Source organism: Methanosphaera cuniculi (genome assembly GCF_003149675.1).
GTDB classification, from domain to species: Archaea; Methanobacteriota; Methanobacteria; order Methanobacteriales; family Methanobacteriaceae; genus Methanosphaera; species Methanosphaera cuniculi.
Window position 1 is genome coordinate 40,937 of record NZ_LWMS01000042.1, and the last position, 24,199, is coordinate 65,135.

General features: G+C 29.2%; 19 protein-coding genes and 1 tRNA gene. 2 read left to right on the top strand and 18 right to left on the bottom strand.

From position 1 onward, the window contains the following. Positions 1 to 74: 74 nt before the first annotated feature. The 17 genes from thsA to MSCUN_RS05850 all read right to left on the bottom strand — a co-directional run bounded on the left by thsA (position 75) and on the right by MSCUN_RS05850 (position 20,388). Positions 75 to 1,682: a thermosome subunit alpha gene (gene thsA / locus MSCUN_RS05770; RefSeq protein ID WP_095608704.1), complete on the bottom strand. Its 1,608-nt coding sequence runs from the start codon at positions 1,680 to 1,682 to the stop codon at positions 75 to 77. 524 nt (positions 1,683 to 2,206) lie between these two features. Continuing rightward, on the bottom strand, positions 2,207 to 3,580 hold the full coding sequence (locus MSCUN_RS05775; RefSeq protein ID WP_095608705.1) for a P-loop NTPase family protein: 1,374 nt from the start codon (positions 3,578 to 3,580) through the stop codon (positions 2,207 to 2,209). 727 nt (positions 3,581 to 4,307) lie between these two features. Further along, positions 4,308 to 6,500 carry a DEAD/DEAH box helicase gene (locus tag MSCUN_RS05780; RefSeq protein WP_095608706.1) on the bottom strand — a complete coding sequence of 731 codons (2,193 nt, stop codon included), beginning with the start codon at positions 6,498 to 6,500 and terminating at the stop codon, positions 4,308 to 4,310. Positions 6,501 to 6,561: 61 nt separating this feature from the next. Next, positions 6,562 to 8,892, bottom strand: coding sequence for an FAD-dependent oxidoreductase (locus MSCUN_RS05785; RefSeq protein ID WP_095608707.1), 2,331 nt, complete (start codon positions 8,890 to 8,892; stop codon positions 6,562 to 6,564). After that, the gene (hdrB, locus tag MSCUN_RS05790) at positions 8,879 to 9,865 is read right to left on the bottom strand and encodes a ferredoxin:CoB-CoM heterodisulfide reductase subunit HdrB (RefSeq protein WP_095608708.1); all 987 of its coding nucleotides are present in this window, start codon (positions 9,863 to 9,865) and stop codon (positions 8,879 to 8,881) included. The genes MSCUN_RS05785 and hdrB overlap by 14 nt, the downstream gene beginning before the upstream one ends. Before the next feature lie 2 nt (positions 9,866 to 9,867). Further along, entirely contained in the window at positions 9,868 to 10,494 is a 627-nt protein-coding gene (locus tag MSCUN_RS05795; protein ID WP_245837645.1) for a 4Fe-4S dicluster domain-containing protein, read from the bottom strand. A gap of 276 nt (positions 10,495 to 10,770) precedes the next feature. Next, positions 10,771 to 11,391, bottom strand: coding sequence for a hypothetical protein (locus MSCUN_RS05800; RefSeq protein WP_095608709.1), 621 nt, complete (start codon positions 11,389 to 11,391; stop codon positions 10,771 to 10,773). 89 nt (positions 11,392 to 11,480) lie between these two features. Then, the gene (locus MSCUN_RS05805; protein WP_095608710.1) at positions 11,481 to 12,059 is read right to left on the bottom strand and encodes a hypothetical protein; all 579 of its coding nucleotides are present in this window, start codon (positions 12,057 to 12,059) and stop codon (positions 11,481 to 11,483) included. Then, entirely contained in the window at positions 12,056 to 12,340 is a 285-nt protein-coding gene (locus tag MSCUN_RS05810; protein ID WP_095608711.1) for a hypothetical protein, read from the bottom strand. The genes MSCUN_RS05805 and MSCUN_RS05810 overlap by 4 nt, the downstream gene beginning before the upstream one ends. Next, the gene (locus tag MSCUN_RS05815; RefSeq protein WP_095608712.1) at positions 12,341 to 12,529 is read right to left on the bottom strand and encodes a hypothetical protein; all 189 of its coding nucleotides are present in this window, start codon (positions 12,527 to 12,529) and stop codon (positions 12,341 to 12,343) included. Positions 12,530 to 13,254: 725 nt separating this feature from the next. Continuing rightward, the gene (cysS, locus tag MSCUN_RS05820) at positions 13,255 to 14,625 is read right to left on the bottom strand and encodes a cysteine--tRNA ligase (RefSeq protein WP_180738348.1); all 1,371 of its coding nucleotides are present in this window, start codon (positions 14,623 to 14,625) and stop codon (positions 13,255 to 13,257) included. 236 nt (positions 14,626 to 14,861) lie between these two features. After that, positions 14,862 to 14,932 (bottom strand) — tRNA-Cys (locus tag MSCUN_RS05825). Positions 14,933 to 15,256: 324 nt separating this feature from the next. Then, a complete protein-coding gene (locus tag MSCUN_RS05830; protein WP_095608714.1) occupies positions 15,257 to 15,463 on the bottom strand; it encodes a histone family protein in 207 nt (68 codons plus the stop codon). 236 nt (positions 15,464 to 15,699) lie between these two features. Continuing rightward, a complete protein-coding gene (locus MSCUN_RS05835; RefSeq protein WP_170104088.1) occupies positions 15,700 to 18,111 on the bottom strand; it encodes a heavy metal translocating P-type ATPase in 2,412 nt (803 codons plus the stop codon). Positions 18,112 to 18,171: 60 nt separating this feature from the next. Next, on the bottom strand, positions 18,172 to 18,543 hold the full coding sequence (locus MSCUN_RS05840) for an ArsR/SmtB family transcription factor (protein WP_095608715.1): 372 nt from the start codon (positions 18,541 to 18,543) through the stop codon (positions 18,172 to 18,174). Between the two features lie 221 nt (positions 18,544 to 18,764). Beyond that, positions 18,765 to 19,709, bottom strand: coding sequence for a hypothetical protein (locus MSCUN_RS05845; protein ID WP_095608716.1), 945 nt, complete (start codon positions 19,707 to 19,709; stop codon positions 18,765 to 18,767). Positions 19,710 to 19,716: 7 nt separating this feature from the next. Further along, entirely contained in the window at positions 19,717 to 20,388 is a 672-nt protein-coding gene (locus MSCUN_RS05850; protein WP_095608717.1) for a DUF5612 domain-containing protein, read from the bottom strand. 424 nt (positions 20,389 to 20,812) lie between these two features. Between MSCUN_RS05850 and MSCUN_RS05855 the strand changes: the two genes are divergently transcribed. Further along, complete coding sequence (locus MSCUN_RS05855; RefSeq protein ID WP_095608718.1) at positions 20,813 to 21,853, top strand: hydroxymethylglutaryl-CoA synthase; 1,041 nt, start codon at positions 20,813 to 20,815, stop codon at positions 21,851 to 21,853. Between the two features lie 101 nt (positions 21,854 to 21,954). Beyond that, entirely contained in the window at positions 21,955 to 23,115 is a 1,161-nt protein-coding gene (locus MSCUN_RS05865; protein ID WP_095608719.1) for a thiolase domain-containing protein, read from the top strand. Positions 23,116 to 23,549: 434 nt separating this feature from the next. On the opposite strand, the gene MSCUN_RS05870 is transcribed toward MSCUN_RS05865, so the two are convergent. Beyond that, positions 23,550 to 24,104, bottom strand: a complete 555-nt coding sequence (locus MSCUN_RS05870; RefSeq protein WP_095608720.1) for a hypothetical protein — start codon at positions 24,102 to 24,104, stop codon at positions 23,550 to 23,552. Positions 24,105 to 24,199: the final 95 nt, after the last annotated feature.

Below are 24,199 nucleotides of genomic sequence, written 5' to 3' on the forward strand. Positions count from 1 at the left end.
TAAGATAATAGGGTGGTGATGGGAAGTTTGGTAGTTGTTATTTTCGAAATTTAACTATACTTCTATTATTAGCTTTACATCCATGGATTTGGTGTTCCTGGCATGTCTCCGCCTACTGGAGTCATTGCTTTTGCTGCTATTACATCATCAATTCTTAGTATTTCTACTGATACTGATGTTGCTGCATCAATGATTGCTACTTTTGTTGCTTGTGATTCTAGTATTCCTTCTTCTTGCATGTCTGCTACTTCACGTTTTATTACATTTACTCCCATGTTTGGTGAAGTTTCATTTGCTGATAGAAGATCTACTATTACATCAATTGTGTCCATTCCAGCATTTTCTGCTAATGCTACTGGGAGTTCTTCTAGTGCTTGTGCATATGCAACTATTGCTAGTTGTTCTTTATCATCAAATTTATTTGCGTATTTTCTAAGTGCTTTAGATACAGCTATATCTGCTGCTCCTCCTCCAGGAAGAACTTTATCTTCTGCCATTGCACGTGATACTGCTCCTATTGCATTATTTATTGCTTGTTCAAGTGAATCTGTAACGTATTTGGTACTTCCTCTAACAATAATATTTAGTACTCCAGGATTTTTACATCCTTCAATGAAGATATATTCACGATCTTCATATACTTCACGTTCATATACATGTTCTGCTTCTCCAATATCATCAGAGGTTAGTTCACGTACATTGTTTACTATTTTTGCTCCTGTTGCTTTTGCTAATCTTTCAAGATCTCCTGCTTTTACACGTTTTGCTGTCATGATTCCAGCTTGATTTAGGAAGTGTTGTCCAAGATCACTAATTTTTTTGTTGTTAAATAATACATTTGCACCAGAGTCTACTATTTTTTGTACTTCTTCTTTGAGCATTTCTTCTTCTGCATCAAGGTAGTCTTGGTATTCTCCTGGTGTTGTAATTTTGATTTTTGCATCATTTTGTAGTTCACGTGCATCTAGTGGATATTGTAGTAGTGCAATTTTAGCGTTTTTAACATCTTTTGGCATTTCTGATTCTACTACGCTTTTATCTACTGTTACACTTTGTGTGATTTCTGTACTTTCTGTTCCTTCACCGTGGATTTTTCTTATTTTGATCATGTCAGAGTCAACTTTATTATCTTCTGCAACATCAAGAAGTGCATCTACGAGTTGTTCTGCCATTGTATCAAGGTTTGAGAATGATCCTTTTCCGGACATTGAGGTTCTTGCAACTTTTATTAGTGCTTCACGTGTTGCTGGTATTGCAATTTCATCAAGTACGTCTATTGCTTTATCACGTGCTGCTTCATATCCTTTTGCTATTAGTGGTGTGTCAAGTCCATCTTCAAAAAGTTTTTCTGCTTGTTTTAGTAATTCTCCAACTAGTACTACTGCTGTTGTTGTTCCATCTCCATATTCACTTTCCTGTTTTTTAGCAAGATCTACGATCATTTGTGCTGCTGGATGATCAGGTTCTGTTTCTTTGAGTATGGTGTATCCATCATTGGTTATTTTTACATCACCAATTGAGTTTATAAGCATTTTGTCCATTCCTCTTGGACCAAGTGTTGTTCTTAGTACGTTGGATAATAGTTTTGCTGCCATTATGTTGTTTCTAGTTGCTTGGCTTCCAATTGTTCTTGATGAACCATCTGCTAGAATTATTAATGGTTGTTGTGAGTTTTGTGCCATCTTAATTATCCTCCAGGTTATTTTCCTTTTTTTTATTTTAAGAAAAATTTTGTGTTTTTTCTATTTATAAAAAAATTATTTCTTTATTTCAAATATTTAGTAGACTGTTTGAACAATATTAAATTTTTTTTAAATAAAATACTTTTTTTTACACATATTAAAGATTTTTCTTATAATATAAAAGTAAAAAAACCCTTTTTTTTCATTTTGTTTTATATTTTTTTTTATGGATTAAAAAATAATTTTCTTTTATCTTTAAATTTGGTTATATTTGTAGATTGAATAATAAAAAAATAAAAAAAATATTTTTCTTTTTAAAAATAATAAAACTTTTTTTATTTGATGAAAATAATTAACTAAGATATTCTTATATGTTTAATTGATTTTTTTCTATCTGTTTTATAATTCTATTTTTCATATATTTATATACTTATCTATATTAAAGGTGTTTGATATTATATAAATACTTTATGGTTTAAAATTAAAAAATAAAAAAAAAGTTAAAAAAATAAAGGGTGGTTAAACTAGTTTTCATAATCTTCGACTGCTTCATATACTAGTTTCATAATTGATTTTTTAAGATCTTGGCTATCATCAAGTGGTATTGGTATATTATCACAGTATACAACTTCCAAGTTATGTGATAATGCATCTTTTGTTGCAACATCTACAGCTGCTGCTTTTAGTTCTGTTAACATTACATCTACCTTATCGATATTATCTTCAATATCTTTTTGTAGTAATGGTCTGTTTGATAGATGTGATGATATTGCAACAACATTACAATCATAATTATCCTCAAGATACTCTTTTAATATTGGTTGTACAGATTCAGGTGCTGTAGTTGCAAATAATACATTTCGTCCACTTATTGATTCTACTGGTGCAGGTCTAAATATTGTTGGTATTACTTCAACATCAGGATTTATACTACGTATTTCATCAAGTAGTATGTCAAGTTTTGCTTTTGGACATGTTTGTTCATCACACATTGTTACAATTATAAGATCACCTAGTTTTATACGATATGGTCCAAAGTAACTTATAAGTGTTTCAATTGGCTGATTTGCACCAACTAGTACTATTTGTTTGTTTGTTTTAATAGGTGGTATTGCAGATCCACTTCCTTCTATTGCAACTAAGTTTGTATCTAGTGCATTTGTCATTCTAGCTCCACTTACCATGTTAGTTTTAAATACACGTCCTGCCATTCCACCTGCACATCGACGACATCCAACTGTTAATACACGGCTCATTAGTGCATCTTCCCAGTGATCTGAAGCAGCATGAAGTCCTTTATCTGATTGTTCCATAAGATATTCTGGTGTTAGTTTAATTTTATTTCCTTTTACAATCTCAGGTATTTCAGGACCTCCCCGTCCCATTGCTACTATACATGGGTTAAATTCATCTTCTTCATTTATAAGTCGTGCTGTATATGCTGATATTGCTGTTTTTCCAATTCTTTTACCTGTTCCTATTATCTTATATGATGGATTTTTTAGTACATCATATTCAACTAATGGATCAAATTGGAAGTCAGGTCCTTTATATATTGCACCTTTTGATAGTACTACAGATGCTATTTTAAATCTTTTAACATAGTTTACCACAGGTTCATCTGATAAGTCTATTACCATTTCAATATCATATTCATCAATTAATTTTTCAATTTCATCATATGGAATATCAAAGTGGTCATGACACATTACTACTTTTTTATTGAAGAATTCTGATATTACATCAACATTACTTGTACGTACCTTTTCTGTACCACCAATTAATAGTAGTACTTGTATATCATACCCATCATGAGTTAATTGATCTACTGCTGATTTTGTTACTGGAAAGTAGTGTTCACCATCAATTAAACACATTACTTTTGTTTTTTCAGACATTTTATTATTCTCCTTTCTTATTTGATTTGATTATATTTTTTTTTGTTTTTATGTTATTGTATATAAAAAGTGTATCTATATAAATTATTATAATATTAATTAAAAAAATTTGGAAAAAATAAATTTATACATGCTTAAAAGTTCCAATACAGTTGAAATATAGGTCTAGATAATCATAATGAATTCAATTGTAGTATAGAAAAAAGATAAAATATATATTAAAGATTTAAGATATATTATATTATACTATTTCATGATAAAATACTTGAAGATGAATGAAAAAAATCTTACTAACAAATTTTTTTCTTAAATATAAAGTAATTTTTTAAACTACATTCATCACAAAAAAACGTTAAAGTATTAAGAAAGGATTTTTATCAATGAAGTTATAACTTTATTTTTTTACAAATAAAAAAGAAAAATTGCAATTTTTTTATTAAACATCAGAAAAATTTTTTTTACCAATATAAAAAATTGAACATAAAAGGAGGGAAATGTTATGGCAAAAGTTAAAGGAACAAACAGAAGAACCAGACCACGATCTGGATACAGAAAACAAGGAAATAAAAAAGGAAGAGGAGTAAGAGAAAAAAGATACAAACGATAAGTATATTTTCTAATTACTTATCCTTTTTTTTATTGAAATTCATAAACACCACTAAATCTATTTTTACATGAAAAACTTCTATTTTTATAATATTATATTTTATCCAAACATCATTTTTTTTTAGATATTAAATAGGTTATCTAGATTTTCCCATACCCATATTTTGTTACGATTCCAGCCTGTTGCTATGTTTGGAATTTTTATAGAATCCTGGAAATTTCCCTGATATCCATGTCTCATACTATTTAATCCACAAAGTATTAGTAATGTTTTTGAACGACTATATGCAACAAAATATCTGCGGATAAGTTCATCAAATGCTGCATCTGTTGGATTTTCATCATTTATAATACCTACATCTGAACATCTTTGTACGTAATGTTCTATATTATATGTTTTACCACCCTTTTCTGGAAATCTCTTAAATGCTGATGATTTCTTATTATTTAAAATATCAGAGCCTACATCAACAATTACAACATCAAATTCAAGTCCTTTTGCTTGATGTATTGACATTATATTAATATTTTCATCAAGATCAATATCAAATAGGTCATCATCAAGTTCTACAGCTCCTAGTGCTATTGGTATTAGTATATGCCAGAATACCTGATTTGCAGTTAAGGTATCATCATATGCTATTGCACGACTAGTTTGTATGATTGTTTCTGTTATTAGATCATAGTATATTTTATTTTCTGCTGTCTGATCTATTAGTGTCATACATACATTTTCAATTTCACTAAGTACTTCTTGTATGTTTATGTTATTTTTGTCAACTATTAGTTTTTCATCATCCATGTATTCTTTTGTAAATTCTCTCCAATGATCTAAGATATCATGTGTTCTTGGTGGAATATTTCTAAGTGAATCTTCAAGTTTCATGTCACTATCTACAGCTTGTAGTATTAGTCCACATATTAATGACACTATATCTGTTGCTTCTATATTTTGTCCTCGTGGATTAAATATTACCATGTTTTCATCACGTGTTGTTAGTGTGTTTCGTATGAAGTATGGTAATCTTTTTCTATTATATGCATTTATTTCTTTAGGTGAATTTAGAAGTACTGCTATACTTGGATTATCAAATTGTACTTTAAAGTTTTCACCATATTCATTTCTAAATTCTACTTTTTCACCTTTTTTAAGTTCATATATAAGGTTTGATAGATCATATGTTAGTTCTTCTATGTTGTTTCTAAATAATCCTACAACAGGATATGTATTTGTATTTGTAGATTGTGATATTATATCAGGTTTATTTAGTGAACTTGTTTGTCTGTATATTGGATCTATGTTTATGTAGTCATTTAGGAAGTCTACTATTGTATCTGTTGATCTGTAGTTTGTGTGAAGATATATTATTTTAGGGTGTATGTCTAGTTTTTTACTAATTCTTTGTTCATAGTTTGTAAATAGGTGTACATTTGATCCTCGGAATCTGTATAATGATTGATCATCATCACCTACCACTGTTATTGATCCATTGTTGTTTTTTGTATATTCTGCTAGTTTGAAATATATTTGTTCTTGTAAAAAGTTTGTATCTTGATATTCATCTACTAGAAGAACTCTTAAATTATTTTCTAGTTTTAGAATCTTATTTTCATTTAATAACTCATAAAAACGTGTTTCTAGAAGAGCATAATCAACTATTAATTTTTCATCAAGCTGATGATTATATTCATGTATAATTTCATAAAGAAGTGATTCACGTTCTGAACGAGATTCTAGTTCATCAATATCTGCCATATTTTCATACATTGCTTCTCTAAGTGTAAGTATGATACTATTTATCTGAGCACTACTAACCCCTGCCTGATTTTCATTCATACGTTTAACAAATTGTTTAAGTTTCTTATCATTAATACGATCATCTTTAAGTAGAGTTTGCATCATAAGAGCAGATGATGTAAAATTATCAATAACACTCATATCATCAAATGCAACGTAATCTTCAGCTATACCATCAAGTGTTCCTGTAATTATATTATTAAATGATTTATCAAATGGTTTATCAAGTTGTTTAAATATTTGTTTTGCCCACATGATTGTTTTATCTTTAAGTTGACGAGCAGCCTTTTTAGTAAATGTTGTAACCATAATGTTTTCTATATTAATATCATCAACAAAATAGAATTTAAGAATTTTAAGAACAAGAGTTGTTGTCTTACCACTTCCAGGACCTGCAACAATGAATTGATCTTCATTAACAGGTGCTAGTACTGCTTCATTTTGTTCATAGTTTGATTTAATATCTCTATTTAAAGTTGTTTTTATGAGTTCAACAAACTCTTCTTGTGATATCATAATGGTTTTTTTCCTTATAAAAAAAAATAAAAAAGATGTAATTGGAGGTCAAAGTAATTTTTTATTCTTCTTCAACTTCTAAGTTTCGTAGTTGTTGGTCAAATTCTGTGAATTGTTTTGAAAGTCCACGGAAGTATGGTATAAATACACCATGTATTATTAAACGATCTGGATTTATTCCATCATCTTTTAGGTGCTGTTTCATTAGTTTTACATTTTCTTTAACTTCTGCATGTTTTGGTGTGTCAGGATATTCACCAAGGAATACTCCACTTGCACCATGTGTTAATGCATATTTGATGTGTCTGTATTTTACACGATTAATAAATGGTACATTTATGATACGTATTGAATCAGGACATGATACACGATTTATTCCCATATTATTTGCTGATACATTTCCAATATCATCTAGGAATGCTATAATTATTTGTTCATCTGGTTTTTTATCTTTAAGTATTCCTCGTATACTTCCTTCAAGACGATCATCACTTTGTCCTTGTATACTTATTGCTTCCTTATCACATGCCATGATACATACACCACATCCTGTACATGCTATTGGATCAACATGTATTGAACGTTTATCTTTAGTTATTGCCTGATATACACATTCTTCAGTACATTTTCCACAGAGAGTACATTTTTTAACATTTACTTGTGCAATGTATGGTTCAACTTCAAGTCCACCATTTACAAGTTCTGATATCTTAGTTGCTGCCGCATTTGCCTGAATTATACTATCTGTAATATCTTTTGGTCCTTGTGCTGTTCCACATACAAATATTCCTTCTATATCTGTTGTTACAGGCTTCATTTTTGGATGTTTTTCTTTAATAAAGTTATCTTCTGTTAATCCTACATTAAGTTTTTTAGCAGTTTCTATTGTTCCTTCTGATGCTTCAAGAGCAGCTGATAGTACTACAAGATCTGTTGGTATTTCTTCAGTAAATCCTGTAAGAGTATCTTCTATTCTTACAAGCATATGATCATCTTCTTTTGCAATTTCACCTGGTCGTCCTCGTATTAGTTGTATACCATTTTCCTGACTATATTTATAGTATTTCTCATAAACTCCAACTGTTCTAATATCAGTATAACATATTATAACTTCTGTATCAGGATAATGTGAGCGTATTAGATTTGCATTTTTTAATGCTATCATACAACATACTTTAGAACAATACTTATGTCCTCCAGGCATTTGATCTCGTGATCCTACACATTGTATCATTACAACACGTCTTGGTACTTTTCCTGTGGATGGAACTTTAAGATGTCCTTCAGTTGGTCCATTTACTCCCATAAGTCTTGCTAGTTCCATTTGTTGTATTACATCTTCATATTGTTCATGTCCATATTCAGGTCTTTTACTTGTATCATATCGTTGATGTCCTGTTGCTATTACTATTGATCCTACAGTAAGTGATATTATATCATCTATTGCATTGAGATTTATTGCATTAGTTGGACATACTCTTAGACATGCTCCACATTTTATACAGTTTTCATCATCTAGTGTATATGTGCTTGGTACTGCTTGTGGGAATGGTTTGTATATTGCTTTTCTATTTATTAGTTCTTCATTCCATTCATCAGGTACTATTTGTGGACATATTGCTGTACATCTTCCACAACTGGTACATTTATCAGGATTTACATAGACAGGCTTTTTAGATAATATTACATCAAAGTTTCCTGATCTGCGTTCTGAACGTTCTAGTGTTGTGTTTGTTAGTAGTTTTATGTTTTTATGGTGAATCATCTCATTTATTACAGGATTAAGTAAACAAGCTGCACAATCTTCAGTTAATTTTTCAGGTGAAAATACTTTTCCTACCTTTACCATTGATCCTCCAACTACTGGTTTTTCTTCAATTAGTGTTACTTCCATTCCCTGGTTTGCTAGGGATACTGCTGCTGTTATTCCTGATATTCCTGCTCCTATTACAAGTACCTTGTTTTTTACTTGTGTTGGTATTTTAGCAAGTGGTTCATTGTATGTTACTGTTTCTATTGCAGAGTTTATGAGTGATGTTGCTTTATCTGTTGCTTTATCTGGATTTTCTGATACCCATGAGCATTGTTCTCGTATGTTTGGCATTTCAAATAGGTATGGGTTTAATGGTTTAATGTAGTTTTGGAATGTGTTTTCATGTGTTACTCTAGAACATGCTGCTATTACTACTCGATCTAGGTGGCTTCTTAGTATTTCTTCTTTTATTATCTGGTTTCCTTCCTGTGAGCATAGGTTTTCATGGTGTTTTACTGATATTACATCAGGATTATCAAGTAGTCTTTTTTCAACTTCTTCAAGATCTATTGTGTCTGATATGTTTCCTCCGCAGTGACAGAGAAATACTCCTATTCTTGAGTTTTCATTCTTTGACATGTAGGTAATCCTCCTCTGGATTGTATGGTATTTTTAGTTTATCTAGTATTGGTTCTACATTTGTTGTGTGTGTTTGTATTCCAAGTATTTTATATGGATCTGCTCCCATGTATAGTGCTACAAGTTGTGCTATGTTTAGTACTGCCATATGATGTTTGTGTCCTGTTTGTTTTTGTATTACATTTTCATATCTGTCAAATTGAAGATGGCAATTTGGACACATTACAACAAGTACATCTACTCCCTCTTCATATAGGCTTTCAAATTTATCTTCTGATACTTCTAGTGATAAGTCTCGGTTTGCATATCTTTGTCTGAATCCACATCCACATGTTAGTGTTTTGTGGTTGTACCATCCGATTGTTGATATTCCCATAGCTTCACATATTTCATCAATTATTTCAGGATCACGTACGCCTCCTATTGTATCGTTGTAGTGTACTTTACAGTAGTGACAGCCATGGTGTGCTGCAATTTTGATGTTTGATAGATCTACTTTTTTGTATTTTGGTAGTTTATCTTTAAAGTAGTATAGTATGTCTACAACGTGTGTTATGTCATCTACTGGGTCTATGTCGCCTTTATGATATTCTAGGTGTTCTAGTCCATTTTCTCTGAATGATTTGTTTATTTCTTCGCGTACTTCGTCTTTTTCATTTAGTGTTTTTGCTGCATTTTTTAATATTGCATAGCATGTTGCACACATTGGTACGTGGTGTTTGTGTCCTGATGCTATTGCATGGTGGAAGTTTCTTGCTCCTAGTGCGGTTGTTGATAGTTCATCGAATATGTCATAGTAGTGTCCTAGTCCTGTGCAGCATGATTGATTTCTGTTTATTTCATATTCTATTCCTAGTTTGTCAAATACATACATAGTTGATGATTCTATTCCTGGATATTCTGCTGATACAAGACAGCTTCTAAATAGTGTGATGTCTTTTGTTGGTATGAATTTTTTTAGTTTTTCAGCCATTATTATTCATCTCCTAGTTGTTTTTGTTTTCGTACTTTTTTTACTTCATCTACTCGTTTTTTAAATCCTATTGCTTTTAGTGTTTGATCTATTTCATCTTCAGCTTCAGGATATAGGTACATGCTCTCAAGTTTTAGTTCATCTCTTATTTCATCTAGGTGTTCTTGTAGATTGTCCCAGTGTTTTCCATAGTCTATTGATAGTTGTCCTCTATATTCTTGTGGTATTACTCCAAGTCCTCGGTCTATGTAGCTATCTGCAAAGCTTATGAATGATTCGATTTTTTCTTTTCCTTCTTTTTTATCTATTGCCATTTGTCTTAGGATTTGGTTTACTTCACATACACTGTTTCCAACAGGACATATGCTTTGACAGTTATAGCAGTAGAAACAGTTCCATATGTCTTCATCATCTAGTATTGTTTCATCATTATCTAGTACTCTTTTTATTACAACTCTAGAATCATAGTTTGAGTGTCTTGATGCTGGACATGTTGATGCACACATTCCGCATTGTACACATCTTAGTAGTCCAAGGTCAGGTGAGGCTTTTATGTCATTTTTTATTCTGTGGGCTAGGTCGTCTTTGTGACTGCTTTCTCCTAGTTCTCGTCTTCTTATTTTAGTCACTTTAAATCACCTATTCATTTTTTTTTAGTTTTATTATACAAAATGTCTTTATTTTATTTTTCGATTATTATGATATTATTATGATATTATTTTTCATGATTTATCAAAAAAATTAACTATTGTTAAGTTAGTATTCTATGTTATATTTTTCTTTATAAATATATATAAAAATAATTATTAATTTCGTATATATTAAAATTATGATTAAAAAAATTAAAAAAAGAATAAGAAAAAAGAAAGGATAATTTTGCTAAAAAAATCTTTTTATCCAACATCTTATTTTGGTGGTGAATATTCAGATACAACTGTAGTTGTAGTATTATTAGTCCTAGTTGTTGTCACATTACGATTTAAATCATCAGATGCATCAATATTAATATACTGAATAAAACCATTATCATAACCACTATAGTTATTATTAGTATCTTCATACATCTTATTAACATAATAAGAAGGATCAGATGTTTCATTTAAAGTATCTACTATTGTATTTCCAAATAATGAAAATATAACCGAAACTAACGCCATAACAATAAGAAATGTAGTTGCAGCATAATCACCTTTTGTATCATTTTCAAGATAATTACGTGGTCCTATAAATGTTGTACTTTTTATTGGATAAAGTAATTTACATCCACGTTTTGATAATAAACAAATAAAAATAGATGCACTATATCCAATTATTAAACCTACTGTAATATTAAGACATCTAAAACTTAGAATAATTAATGGAATATAAACTAGAAATGATGTTTTAAAGTTATGTGGTAATATTGTACTAATTTGTGATCCGACAATAGCAGTTAATAGTCCTATAAAGTAATCTGGAAGATTAAGTAAATATGAAAACAATGAATATAACACTACAGCTGCAAGTAACTCATTTAAATTACTCATACATATAAAATCCTATTTTTTAATAAAAAAAAAGTATTACCTTTAAAATAATTAACACCTAAATACAACAAAGAAATTATACTTTTCTTTTAATGCATAATATAATAAAATGATCTATACATTAAAAATGTAAACCATAAAGTACTTACTATAATATTTAATATTCCAAGTTGCATCTTAAGAAATATGAGAAAAATAAAAACACAAAGAACAATAAGAATAGTATATTTAACATTTATACTTTCAGTTCGATTTTCATAAAAATCCTCATTAAGAATAACAAATTGTCTTATAAAATCATTATCAACAAACACAGCATTATCAGATACTATATTTACAATCAATGAAACATGCCCTATTTCAAATAATTGTTTATAATATCTTAATTCACGCTTTGTTAACTCTTCAAAGTTATCAATGAAGATGTGAATTTCCTTATTTTGTATACGTATTTCATTTAAAATTTGATTTATTGTAAAACTCTTATAACTATCTTGCATCCCAATTGATTGTAGAATCTTCAAAAGTCCACTTTTTCCCTCTTTAGGTGATATAAGATATACAGAAGCTGTTTGTGTTTTATGATTTTTATATATAGCTTGTAAATCTTGTTGATAAAGTAAAATATGATTATTTTTTGGTAATTGTTGTAATATCTTCGCATTCATTCTTCATTATCTAATATTTCAAGTTCATATCGTTTCATTTGAAATCTACCATTTATAGTTTCACAACCAACATATTGTATCTGGATTAAATCTCCAATCTTTGCTACTTCCATAATACTATCTAGTTGTACTTTTCCCCATATACAATAAGTTATGTCTTTATCTTGTATTTTATATAGTGTATTTTCAAACTTTCCAACATTTTCAAGTTTATCTACATATACACCTTTTAAGTATTCTCCTTCTTGTGGATTCCAGAAATTATCATGTGTTTCATTCATTTATAAATTCTCCTTTAGTAATTTTTTTTGTAAATTATACATTTTCATTTGTCTGTTATTTTGTGTTTTTACAACCCCTAAATATGTAATTCTAATATAATCATCAAGTTTAACTTGCATCATTAAATCATCAAGCTGAGATTTTCCCCATACTATTATTTTTTCATTGTTATTTTCAAGAATGTACATATTTTGCTGGTATTTTCCAACACATTTTTCTATTGCAATAAGAGTTCCCTCTATTTGGTCACCTTCTATTGGATGCCAGAATTTGGGTTGAATGTCTTGCCATTGTTCTTCATCTTCAGAAGTATTTTTGTTTCTTTTAAAAAGCTGAATATCAAATCACATCCTTTAACTCTTAATTTTTTTAAATTTTTGGAAAAAAGAGATAATAAAAAAATAAAACATCATCTTTTTTTTATAATTTCATAAACAAGTTTTTTTTTGAGTAATAATATGAAAAAAAAGTTAGTTACCCTTTTTTAGAAATGATAATAAAATGTATTAAATTTAACTTAAACTAAATAAACTCAAAATTTAGGTAAAAATAAAAATAAAAAACATAAAATTTTATTTTTAAATTAACAACAATATAATATATCCCCCTTTTTTTTAGGAGCTAAAAACCTGGGAATTTTTTTTTATTTTAGATAACTCCTTTTTTTTATTTTTTTAATTTTATTTATGAAATAAAAAAAAAATGTTTCCATTTTCTTATTTTTTTCTATTTCCACATTTTAGTCTATGAGAAGTTTAAAAGTTTGTATAAAATTATATAATTTTAAGTAAAAATTTTATAAAAAAATAATTTAATTACGTAAATTATCTAATAAGATATGGAAAATATTTTAAAGTATTTTTAAAAAAAAAGAAAAATGGTGGAGGTGAAAAATAAATCTTTATCCTTTTTTTTATTTATCTTCCAGATTTATATCAAGTTCTGCAAGATCATCACGTATTTTATCAGCTAAATCCCAGTTTTTATCAGCACGTAATTGTTGGCGTACTTCTGTTATTATACTAAGTAGCTCATCTGTATCTGCATTATCTGAATCTTGTGCAATTAGTGTAAAACCAAATATACTTTCAACTTCAGCAAACATATCCATAATATCATCAAGTGTTTGTTGTGATATAAGATTATCAGCAAGTGCTTTATTTAATTCATGTGTAAAATCAAATAAACTTGAGAGTGCTATTGGTGTGTTAAAATCATTATTCATTGCATCAAAGAATTCTGTTTTGAAAACTTCTAAGTTTTCTTGTATTTTACATGCATCTTCTGTTGGTAGTGTTTGTTTTTGTTGTTGTTCTTGTGTTAGTTTTACTGTGTTTTGTAATCTTTTAAGACTGTTTTCTGCTTGTTTTAGTATATCATCACTAAAGTCTATTGGACTTCTATAGTGTGTTGATAGTACAAAGAATCTGTATACATCAGGATCATAATCTTTTAATAATTCTTTTATTGTTATGAAGTTTCCAAGGGATTTACTCATTTTTTCTCCCCGTACATTTAGAAATCCTGTGTGCATCCAGTATTGTACTAGTGGTTCTTTTCCTGATGCAGCTTCCATTTGTGCAATTTCTGCATCATGGTGTGGGAATATAAGATCTAGTCCTCCACCGTGTATGTCATATTGTGGTCCAAAGTATGATTCTGTTATTGCTGTATCTTCTATGTGCCATCCAGGTCTTCCTTTTCCCCATGGTGAGTCCCAGTATGGTTGTTCATCTTGTTTTTTCCATAATGCAAAGTCTTTTGGGTCTTTTTTAGTTGTATCTACTTCAATACGAGTATTTTGTAGATCATCTAAGTTACGGTTTGATAGTTTTCCAAATCCTTCAAATTTTGAGACATCAAAGTATACGCCTGTTGGTGTGTCATATGCATATCCTTTTTCTATTAGATCTTCAATTTGTGCGATGATTTCTCTCATATGTTCTGTTGCTCTTGCATAGAAGTTTACATTTTCAACATTTAATGTTTTCATATCATCTAAGTATTCTTTTTCGAATTTGTGTGATAATTCTAGTGGATCTACACCTTTTTCTTGTGCTCTTTTTATTATTTTATCATCAATATCTGTGATGTTTTGTAAGTAGAATACTGAGTATCCTTCATGTTTTAGATATCTTACAATTACATCAAATGATATGTAAGTTCTTGCATGTCCTATGTGTGAGTAGTCATATACTGTAGGTCCACATACAAATAGTTTTATTTTATTATCTGTTACTTTTAGTGGCTCTTTTTGTCGAGTCATTGTACTATATACGTTTATCATTATATCTTATATTCTCCCATTTACTGAATGATTTTTTTTTGTTATAAAAATAATTTAAATTACTAGAAAAAAAATTTATTAATCTTATAATATTTCCTGAAATAAAATTGTTTTTTTATTATAATATATATGTTTATTTATTAAGAATTATAAAATTTAGTTAAAATTAATATGTTAGTAAAAAAAAGTAGAATTAACTCTCTATTTAAAAATTAGTTAATATAGTTTAATAAAGCCAAGGTAGGGATTTGAACCCTAGTATTATGGTCTGCAGCCACACACCTAGCCGCTCGGTCACCTTGGCATCTTATAATTTAATTAAAAATTAGTTTTTAATAATAAGTGTTTTAACACTATTAATTATATTTTAATTTATTAATATATAAAGGTTTTGGTATAAACGAAGTTTTATTAAAAAAAATATAAGACATCATCTTATCATTATAATTAAATAAAATATATTATTTTTATATATCATTCATTAATAAAAAAGTAATACTATTCTAATATAAATTCGTTTAATTACACAATGTTTAAAAATATAAAAAAATAGTTAAAAATAAGTTTAAAAAGGAAATTCATTAAAAAAAAATAAAAAGTTAAGACTAATACAATAAAATTATTGTATTTATAAATCTCTGCAAGCTAATATAATATCTGATGCTTTAACAGTTTTACGTCCAGCGTGTTTTGCAAGTTTTACAGCATCTTCAGAGATTTCTGTCCCAATACTTTCTAATACTTCAGCTAATTCAATTTTAGCATCATCACTGATTCTGTTTGCACCTACATTTTTTAGTAATCTTCCTACTGGTGCTATTGGTAATTCACCCATTCTTTCACCTCCTATAATATATAAATTTAGTATAATAGTATTTAAACCTATTGTAATTAATTACATAAATTAAAAGCTAAAATAACAATAAACATATAATTTAAAAACAATTAAAGTTAAATTTTAAGGCTACCTTAAAATACAGCCAATTATACACATGAAATAAACTATATGAAAATGTTTTAAAAAAGATATAAAAAAGAAAAAAAATGTTTAAAACATTATTATTGAATAATCTAAAATATTGGATCTTTAACAATACCAATTCTAAATGAATTAAATATTACAAGTAATGTTAATCCAAGATCTCCAAATCCAACAGCCATCATAAGAGTAATAAGTCCTAATATTGCAAGAATTACAAATAGGAATTTTACAGATAATGCTGTTATAATATTTTCTTTAATAATACTTATTGTCTTATTTGATAATGTGAAAAGATATGGAAGTTTTGATAAATCATCCTGCATTAATGCAACGTCAGCTGTTTCAATTGCAACATCAGAACCTACAGCTCCCATTGCAATTCCCACATTTGCACGAGCTAATGCTGGTGCATCATTCACACCATCACCAACCATTGCCACATCACCAAACTTGTTTCTTATTGTATCAAGTATGTTAATTTTATCTTCAGGTAATAAGTGTGAGTACACATAGTCTATTCCTATTTTATTTGCCACACTTTGTGCTGCTATTTTATTATCACCAGTTAACATAATAGTTTCTATTCCTTGTTTTTTAAGGTTTGCTATTACATCATGTGTTTCATCACGGATTTTATCTATTACTGTGATTATTCCAATTACTTCATCTTTATTTCCAACATATACTACAGTTTTTCCTTCTTTAGTGTGTTTTAGTACATTTTTATCTGTTATATTAAAATTTCCACCTTCAATTAGTGATTCATTTGCACTGTAGTATTGTATATCATCAATATATCCTACTATTCCTTTTCCTGCTACGTTTTTAAAGTTTTCAATTTCTAGTATGTCAAGATTTCTATTTTTTGCTTCTTTTATTATTGCATTTGCTATAGGATGTGATGATTTAGTTTCAAGAGATGCTGCTATTTTAAGCATATCTTCATGTGTGTATTTATCAGAAAGTAAATCTATATCCACTACTTCTAGTTTTCCTTCTGTTAGTGTTCCTGTTTTATCAAAGATAATAGCTTTTATATGTCTCATTTCTTCAACATAACTACTTCCTTTTATTAGTACACCTTTACGTGTTGCTGATGTAATTGCTGATACCATTCCAATTGGTGTTGATATAAGAAATGCACATGGACATGATATTACCATAAGTGATAATGCACGATATATCCAATCTGTGAATGGATCTCCAAATACTAATGGTGGTACTACAGCAACTAGTATTGTTATTACAATCATTACTGGTGTGTAGTATTTTGCTATTTTTTCTACTGTTGTTTCAGTTTTTGATCTGTTTTGTTGTGATGTTTTAACTAGTGTTACTATTTTTGATATTACACTATCTTTTGATTCTTTAGTTACTATTACTTCAAGGAATCCATCTTCATTAACAGTTCCAGAGAATACTTTATCACCCTCTGTTTTTAGTACTGGTATAGATTCACCTGTAATTGCTGCTTGATCTACTGATGATGTTCCTTTTACTACTATTCCATCAAGTGGTATTTTTTCTCCTGGTTTTATGATTGTTATTGCATCTAGTGGTACTTGTTCTACTGGCATTTGTACTTCTTGTGTTCCTTGTTTAACTAATGCTGTTTCTGGTGCTATTTCAACTAGTGATTTTATTGAATGTTTTGCTCTTAGTTCTGAGTAGTCTTTTAGGAATTCTGCTACAAAATATAAGAATGTTACTGCTGCTGCTTCTTCAGGATATCCTATTAGGAATGCTGATACTGCTGCTATACATACAAGTACTGCTGGACTTACTTCATATCTTTTAAGTATTGAATTTTTTGCGATTTTTGCTATATCATATCCTGATATTATTGCTGTTAAAACAAATAGTATTGATGCAATTTGACCAAATCCTGTGTGTTCAAGTATTATTCCAGCACTAAATAGTATTCCACTACTTACAATTATTTGTATTGCACGGTTTTTAAGAAGTGGTATTCCCTCTTGTATTACATCTTCATGTTTATTATCATTACAGTCACCGCAATTACATATTGATATGTCATCATCCTCACAACAACTACATTTTTCACCTTCATGATGATGTTCATGATGATGGTGGTGTTCATGTTCACAATCACAATGATCATGTTCATGATGGTGATGGTGGTGTTCATGTTCACAATCACAATGATCATGTTCATGATGGTGATGGTGGTGTTCATGTTCACAATCACAATGGTCATGTTCATGATGGTGATGGTGTTCTTCTTCCTCTTGGCAGTCTCCACAGTTGCATATTTTAAATTCTGCGTTTGGATCTGGTTTTATGTGTTTTTTTGGTGTGAATCCATGTTCTTTTTGGAATTTTTCTAGTAATTGTTTGTTGTAATGTTTGTTATTTTTACAGTGTATGTTATCACAGTTTGGATCCATACAGATGTAGTTGTAGTGTTCTGGATTTAAACATACTCTTTCATGGCAGTCTGAATCATAGCATTCATTTTTATTTTGATTTTGAATTGCCATTTATTCACCTTCTAATGTGTTTATTTTTCTTATTGATTTTTTTTGATTTACTATTTTTTTTTATTCTAGTACATGTTCTATTCCTATTTTTAGGATTTCAACTACGTGTTTGTCTGCTAATGAGTATCTTGCTTGTTTTCCTTCTTTTTTATATTTTACAAGGTTTTGTGCACGTAGTGTTCTTAGTTGATGAGATATTGCAGATTGACTCATGTCCATTGCTTCACATAGATCACATACACATAGATCTTCTACTGATAATAGTGACATTATTTTTAGTCTTGTTGTGTTTCCGAATATTTTGAAAGTTTCAGCTAGTAATTGGTATGTTTCTTCATCTTCTAGTTGTTCTTTTGCTTTTTTTATTGAGTCTGTGTGTATTTCTTTTATACTGCACATGTCCTCTTCTTGATTTTTTTCAACATTTTTCATATGAATCACTTTTCATATAAATATATCTTCATATGTTTCTATATAAATATTATCATAAAAAAATAAAAAAGTAATACTAAAATAAGATAACTAAAATTATAAAATAAAAAACAAACACTCAATTAATTAATTTTAGAAGGAAAAAAACAAGTTTAAAATAAATTATTTAAGCTCTAAAAAAAGAATTTAATAAAAAAAAATAAAAAAGTAGTGATAATTTTCTAATCTACTTCATTTGACACTTTCATCCGATTTGAAGTTGTATGATTACTACTATTATTTGTTGTATTTGAACTACTATTATTTGATGATGTAGTATTATTTGATGTTGTCATATCAGATGCATATAATGCATTAAAATCAAAATTATCTATTGCTCCTATTACTTGCATTATATCATCTGATGGTTCTGATGAGTAGTATGTAGTTGTCATATATACCATTGATGGTACATTATTTTCAATTAATGGAATTGATGCTCCTTTAGCAAAATTATAATTTGCTGGTGTTTGTTTCTTAATTCCTGTTGCATTTGCTATACTATTTACAACTTCTTTTGATGTGTATGTATCATCTGATGGAACAAATAAGAATGACCCATTTGATGAACTGTGTATTTCTGCTGTAAAATCATAGTTTCCATTTACAATATCTTTTACTACATATTCACGAGCCAGAGCTTCTGAATTACTTCTAGTTGATGAATTACTACTACTGTTTGTATCATCTGTTAAATTACTATCAGTATCATTTGTTGAATTAGTGTTATTATCTGTATTATTTGAATCTGTTGCATTTACCAAGTATACATCATATGAGTATTGAAGATTTCCAGCATTCTCTAGTGTTGGAAGTACAGATTCAGCTTGTGATGGATCTTCATCAATTCCAATTACTAATGCCACTTTTACATTACTTGCTGTATTTCCATAGCTTGAATATTTATATACAACTCCCTGACTACTATTTCCTATCATTGTAGGTTGAACTGTTAATGAAGTAGCATTATCTGTTGTATTATTACTACTATTATCAGATGTACCTGTAGCTGTACCTCCTCCTCCATTTAAGGTATATGTTGCTCCAATTACAATGATAATTGCGATTACCATTAAAATAATAATCTTTAAAGGATTAAAAGGAGGTCTTTGTGGATCATTATACATTATCTTATTACCTCGATATTTTTCTTAAAAATTTATTATCTAAAATTTCATTATTATAATAATTTTTATCTGATACAAGTTTTACTGCCATAGTTCCTGCACGATTTGTATCATTTATCACATGATCTACTACTGATATTAAATCTCCTATCATGTCTAGTGATATTATTATAAGATCTTTATTTTCATCTTTTAACTTCAAGATTTCCTCAGTTATCAAGCCACCCATCATTGATCCTGATAATACTACAGCTTCAACTCGGGGTAGTTTTGTAAGTGATTTTACTGCTTGTTGAATTTCAAGTCCACCATTAATAATCATCCCATCAACACTAATACATTCACCACTACGATTATGAATATCAGCTTCCATAATTGCAGCTTGAAGTGTTTCAGCCATCCGGATACCATCACCTATAACAATAATACGTTTACCAAAGGTACTCTTGAGTGTTTTATGAAGTTTAACAGATATAACATCAGGAATTTCCCTAATTTTTTCAAGAAGATAATTCTCATCATCAACTCCACTTACTTCCATATAAATTCTACCATGATCATCTTTTAAAAACAGGTGAGTGTAAAGAATATTAAAGTTTAACTCACTAAGTTTAGATGCAATGGTATGTAAAACACCAACCTTTTCAACAGTTTTAATATTTACAGCCATGGTACTCATATATTAATCAGTGACTCCTAAAAATTTTTTTTATTCTAATGTCTTAAAAAATATTATATTCTCTTTTTAGATAAAAAAAAAATAAAAAATCTAAAAATTTTATAATTATGATATTATATTTATACTAAAGTTTTATTAGTAAATTAATGTTATTATAAATAATCACTATAAATATAACAACAATCAAAAAAATATAAAACTCTTTCTAAATAATAAAAAAACATACTCATAAATACTAGTTAAAAACAAACAAAAAATAATAATAAATATATTAAGTTTAAAAAACTAAACTTTAAATAATAATAAATCATTAACTTTTTATTTAAAAAAAGGGAACAATGATATAATAAAAAAAATACTATCTGTAAATGCAGAAAAAACAAAATTTAAAATAAAAATCTACAAAAGATTTAAGGGTGATAAAATGACAGGAATAGTTGGATATGGAGCACACGTTCCTTCTTACAGAATAAAAGTAGAAGAAATTGCCAAGGTATGGGGAGATGACCCAGTATCAATGTCAAAAGGATTAATAGTAAATGAAAAATCCGTACCAGGACCTGACGAAGATACAGTTACAATAGCAGTAGAAGCAGCAAGACGTGCACTTAAAAGAGCTGAAATTGACCCACAAGAAATAGGGGCAATATATGTAGGATCAGAATCACACCCATACGCTGTAAAACCAACAGCAACAATAGTTGCAGATGCAATACGAGCATCCCCAGAACTAACAGCAGCAGACCTAGAATTTGCATGTAAAGCAGGAACAGCTGGTATACAAGCAGCAATAGGACTTGTAAAATCAAAACTTGTAAAATATGCACTCGCAATAGGAGCTGACACATCACAAGGAGCACCAGGAGATGCATTAGAATACACAGCATCAGCAGGAGGAGCAGCATATATCATAGGTGAAGATAACACAATAGCAGATATAGAAGAAACATGCAGCTTCACAACAGATACACCTGACTTCTACAGACGAGAAGGAGAAGCATACCCATCACACGGGGGAAGATTCACAGGAGAACCAGCATACTTCAAACATGTAATGGGAGCAGCAAACATGATGCTAGAAAAAACAGGAACAACAGCAGAAGACTATGACTACGCTGTATTCCACCAACCAAATGGAAAATTCTACATCAGAGCAGCAAAAAAACTTGGATTTAACCAAGACCAATACGAACAAGGACTACTAACACCATACATTGGAAACACATACTCCGGAGCAACACCACTAGGAATTGCATCAGTACTAGATATTGCAAAACCAGGAGATAAAATATTTGCAGTATCCTATGGATCAGGAGCAGGAAGTGATGCATTCACAATAACTGTAAATGACCGTATAGAAGAAGTACGAGAAAATGCAAAAACACTAGAAGATATCAACAAAAACCTCAAATACGTAGACTATGCAACCTATGCTAAATTCAAAGGAAAAATCAAAATGGATTAAAATAAATCCATTATAACAAAAGAAAAATAATAACTTTAGAATAAAAAAAAATAAAAGGATTATAAAATAAAAAAATACAATTTTAATGGAGGATAAACAATATGAGAGATGTTGCAATAGTAGGAGTATCCCAGACAAAATTTGGAGAACTATGGGATAAATCATTCAGAGACCTAGTTGTAGAAGCAGGAGTAGCAGCAATACAAGATGCAAACATGACAGGTGATGATATTGATGCAATGTACATAGGAAACATGACAGGTGGACTATTTGTAGGACAAGAACACATAGGAGCACTCATTGCAGAACACTCAGGATTAGCACCAATACCAGCAACAAGAGTAGAAGCAGCTTGTGCATCAGGAGGACTTGCACTTAGACAAGCAATAATGGCAGTAGCATCAGGATACTATGATCGTGTAATGGCAGCAGGTGTTGAAAAAATGACAGATGTTGTAGATGCAACACCAGCAATTGCTGCAGCTGCAGACCAAGAATGGGAAGCACAACAAGGAGTAACATTCCCATCATTATATGCAATGATGGCAAAAAGACACATGCATGAATATGGAACAACACGTGAACAAATAGCAGGATTTGCAGTACTAGGACATAAAAATGGAGCATTAAATCCAAAAGCACAATTCCAAAGAGAAATCTCAGTTGATGCTGTGTTAAATTCTACAAAAGTAGCAAGCCCACTAAACATACTAGATTGTTCTCCAGTATCAGATGGAGCAGCAGCAGTAATAGTAGTACCAGCAGAAGATGCACTAAAATACACAGATAACCCAATATACATAAAAGCATCAACACAAGCATCAGATACAATAGCATTACACAGCAGAAAAAGCCTAACAACAATAGAATCAACAAAAATAGCATCAAAAAAAGCATATGAAATAGCAGGACTAACACCAAAAGATATCGACGTTGCAGAAGTACACGATTGTTTCAGTATAAATGGATTAATTGCAATAGAAGATCTAGGATTCTTCAAAAAAGGAGAAGGTGGACAAGCAATAGAAGATGGACTAATAGAACGTGATGGAGAAATATCAATAAACCCATCAGGTGGACTTAAAGCAAGAGGACATCCACTAGGTGCAACAGGAATTGCACAAGTTACAGAACTCACATGGCAACTAAGAGGAGAAGCAGATAAAAGACAAGTTGCAGATGTAGAAAATGCACTCTCTTTAAACATTGGTGGAACAGGTGGAACTGCAGCAGTACATATCTTATCAAAAAATAGAGACTAAATACTAAAAAAAAGATATCCACTCCCCCCTTAAACTTTTTATAAATAAAAAGTACTTATTTTAATACTTAATTTTATTTTAAAAGAGAAGTTAATTTAAACATATAAAATAAAGGAAAAATTATAATATTATAATCATATTTTATTCTTTTTTTATTTATTTTTAGAAAATATTACTCTTACATATATCAGTAACTATTTTATTTTTATATCCAGATAAATTACATTAATTAAATTAATATTTCATCTTATTTTTAGATTCATTTAAACTTTAAAATATATTTTTATTTACTCTATTTTTAATTATTTTACATAACTTCATCATATTAAAATATTAAAAGAATTGAATATTATTATCAAAAAAAAAGTAAGGATGTGTATTATATTTGTAAGTGGGACTTTTTTTGGTGGTGAAGGAATATTTTTTTCATTTTTTCATTCATTGTCAAATTCGTTTTCAAATGTATCAAAGTTATAGTACTCTTTTTTATCATACATTTTTATAAATTCATCTCTGAATTTTTCGAATTGTTCTATGTATTTTTCGAGTTCTTTTTCATATTCATCCATTACTTCATCAGGTACTGTGAGTATTGAATCATAATCTCCAAATAGTAGAAGTTTTACCTCTAGTAGTGTGAAAAAATCTGCAGATAAGTTTATTGCAAGATTTATATATGAATCATCTAATGATAGATCTTCACTTAATAGTGATTCTACCATTCCTTTTACTTCAATAAAATATGGAAATTCATAGGCTATCATTTTATTTGCATATAGATGGTCTGCTATGCTTCTATATGAATCAGTTATAAGTTCTATTATTTCCATGTATAATATTGCTGATAAGCCTTTTTTTCCTTCTATTTGTGTGTTCCAGAATGTTTCTGGTGTCATTGATTTTAATGATTCAAGTAGATTTACTATAATTTGTTTATATTCTGAAATATTTCCAAATAGTCCATCATTAAAATCTAGAAATTGGTTCATGATATTTAAGCACCCCTATGTAATATTTTTTAATAGTTATTATATAGTATGGATTGTTTTAATATATAATGTAATTATTTTTTAGTTTAAGTTAA

What these genes read in the sequence shown, in the direction of transcription:
- MSCUN_RS05840 (WP_095608715.1), bottom strand. Translation starts at nt 18,543, where the DNA reads ATGAAAAATGTTGAAAAAAATCAAGAAGAGGACATGTGCAGTATAAAA.
- MSCUN_RS05865 (WP_095608719.1), top strand. Translation starts at nt 21,955, where the DNA reads ATGAGAGATGTTGCAATAGTAGGAGTATCCCAGACAAAATTTGGAGAA.
- MSCUN_RS05845 (WP_095608716.1), bottom strand. Translation starts at nt 19,709, where the DNA reads ATGTATAATGATCCACAAAGACCTCCTTTTAATCCTTTAAAGATTATT.
- thsA (WP_095608704.1), bottom strand. Translation starts at nt 1,682, where the DNA reads ATGGCACAAAACTCACAACAACCATTAATAATTCTAGCAGATGGTTCA.
- MSCUN_RS05810 (WP_095608711.1), bottom strand. Translation starts at nt 12,340, where the DNA reads ATGAATGAAACACATGATAATTTCTGGAATCCACAAGAAGGAGAATAC.
- MSCUN_RS05785 (WP_095608707.1), bottom strand. Translation starts at nt 8,892, where the DNA reads ATGTCAAAGAATGAAAACTCAAGAATAGGAGTATTTCTCTGTCACTGC.
- MSCUN_RS05800 (WP_095608709.1), bottom strand. Translation starts at nt 11,391, where the DNA reads ATGAGTAATTTAAATGAGTTACTTGCAGCTGTAGTGTTATATTCATTG.
- MSCUN_RS05830 (WP_095608714.1), bottom strand. Translation starts at nt 15,463, where the DNA reads ATGGGTGAATTACCAATAGCACCAGTAGGAAGATTACTAAAAAATGTA.
- MSCUN_RS05835 (WP_170104088.1), bottom strand. Translation starts at nt 18,111, where the DNA reads ATGGCAATTCAAAATCAAAATAAAAATGAATGCTATGATTCAGACTGC.
- MSCUN_RS05780 (WP_095608706.1), bottom strand. Translation starts at nt 6,500, where the DNA reads ATGATATCACAAGAAGAGTTTGTTGAACTCATAAAAACAACTTTAAAT.
- MSCUN_RS05870 (WP_095608720.1), bottom strand. Translation starts at nt 24,104, where the DNA reads ATGAACCAATTTCTAGATTTTAATGATGGACTATTTGGAAATATTTCA.
- MSCUN_RS05850 (WP_095608717.1), bottom strand. Translation starts at nt 20,388, where the DNA reads ATGAGTACCATGGCTGTAAATATTAAAACTGTTGAAAAGGTTGGTGTT.
- MSCUN_RS05805 (WP_095608710.1), bottom strand. Translation starts at nt 12,059, where the DNA reads ATGAATGCGAAGATATTACAACAATTACCAAAAAATAATCATATTTTA.
- MSCUN_RS05855 (WP_095608718.1), top strand. Translation starts at nt 20,813, where the DNA reads ATGACAGGAATAGTTGGATATGGAGCACACGTTCCTTCTTACAGAATA.
- MSCUN_RS05775 (WP_095608705.1), bottom strand. Translation starts at nt 3,580, where the DNA reads ATGTCTGAAAAAACAAAAGTAATGTGTTTAATTGATGGTGAACACTAC.
- MSCUN_RS05815 (WP_095608712.1), bottom strand. Translation starts at nt 12,529, where the DNA reads ATGTACATTCTTGAAAATAACAATGAAAAAATAATAGTATGGGGAAAA.
- hdrB (WP_095608708.1), bottom strand. Translation starts at nt 9,865, where the DNA reads ATGGCTGAAAAACTAAAAAAATTCATACCAACAAAAGACATCACACTA.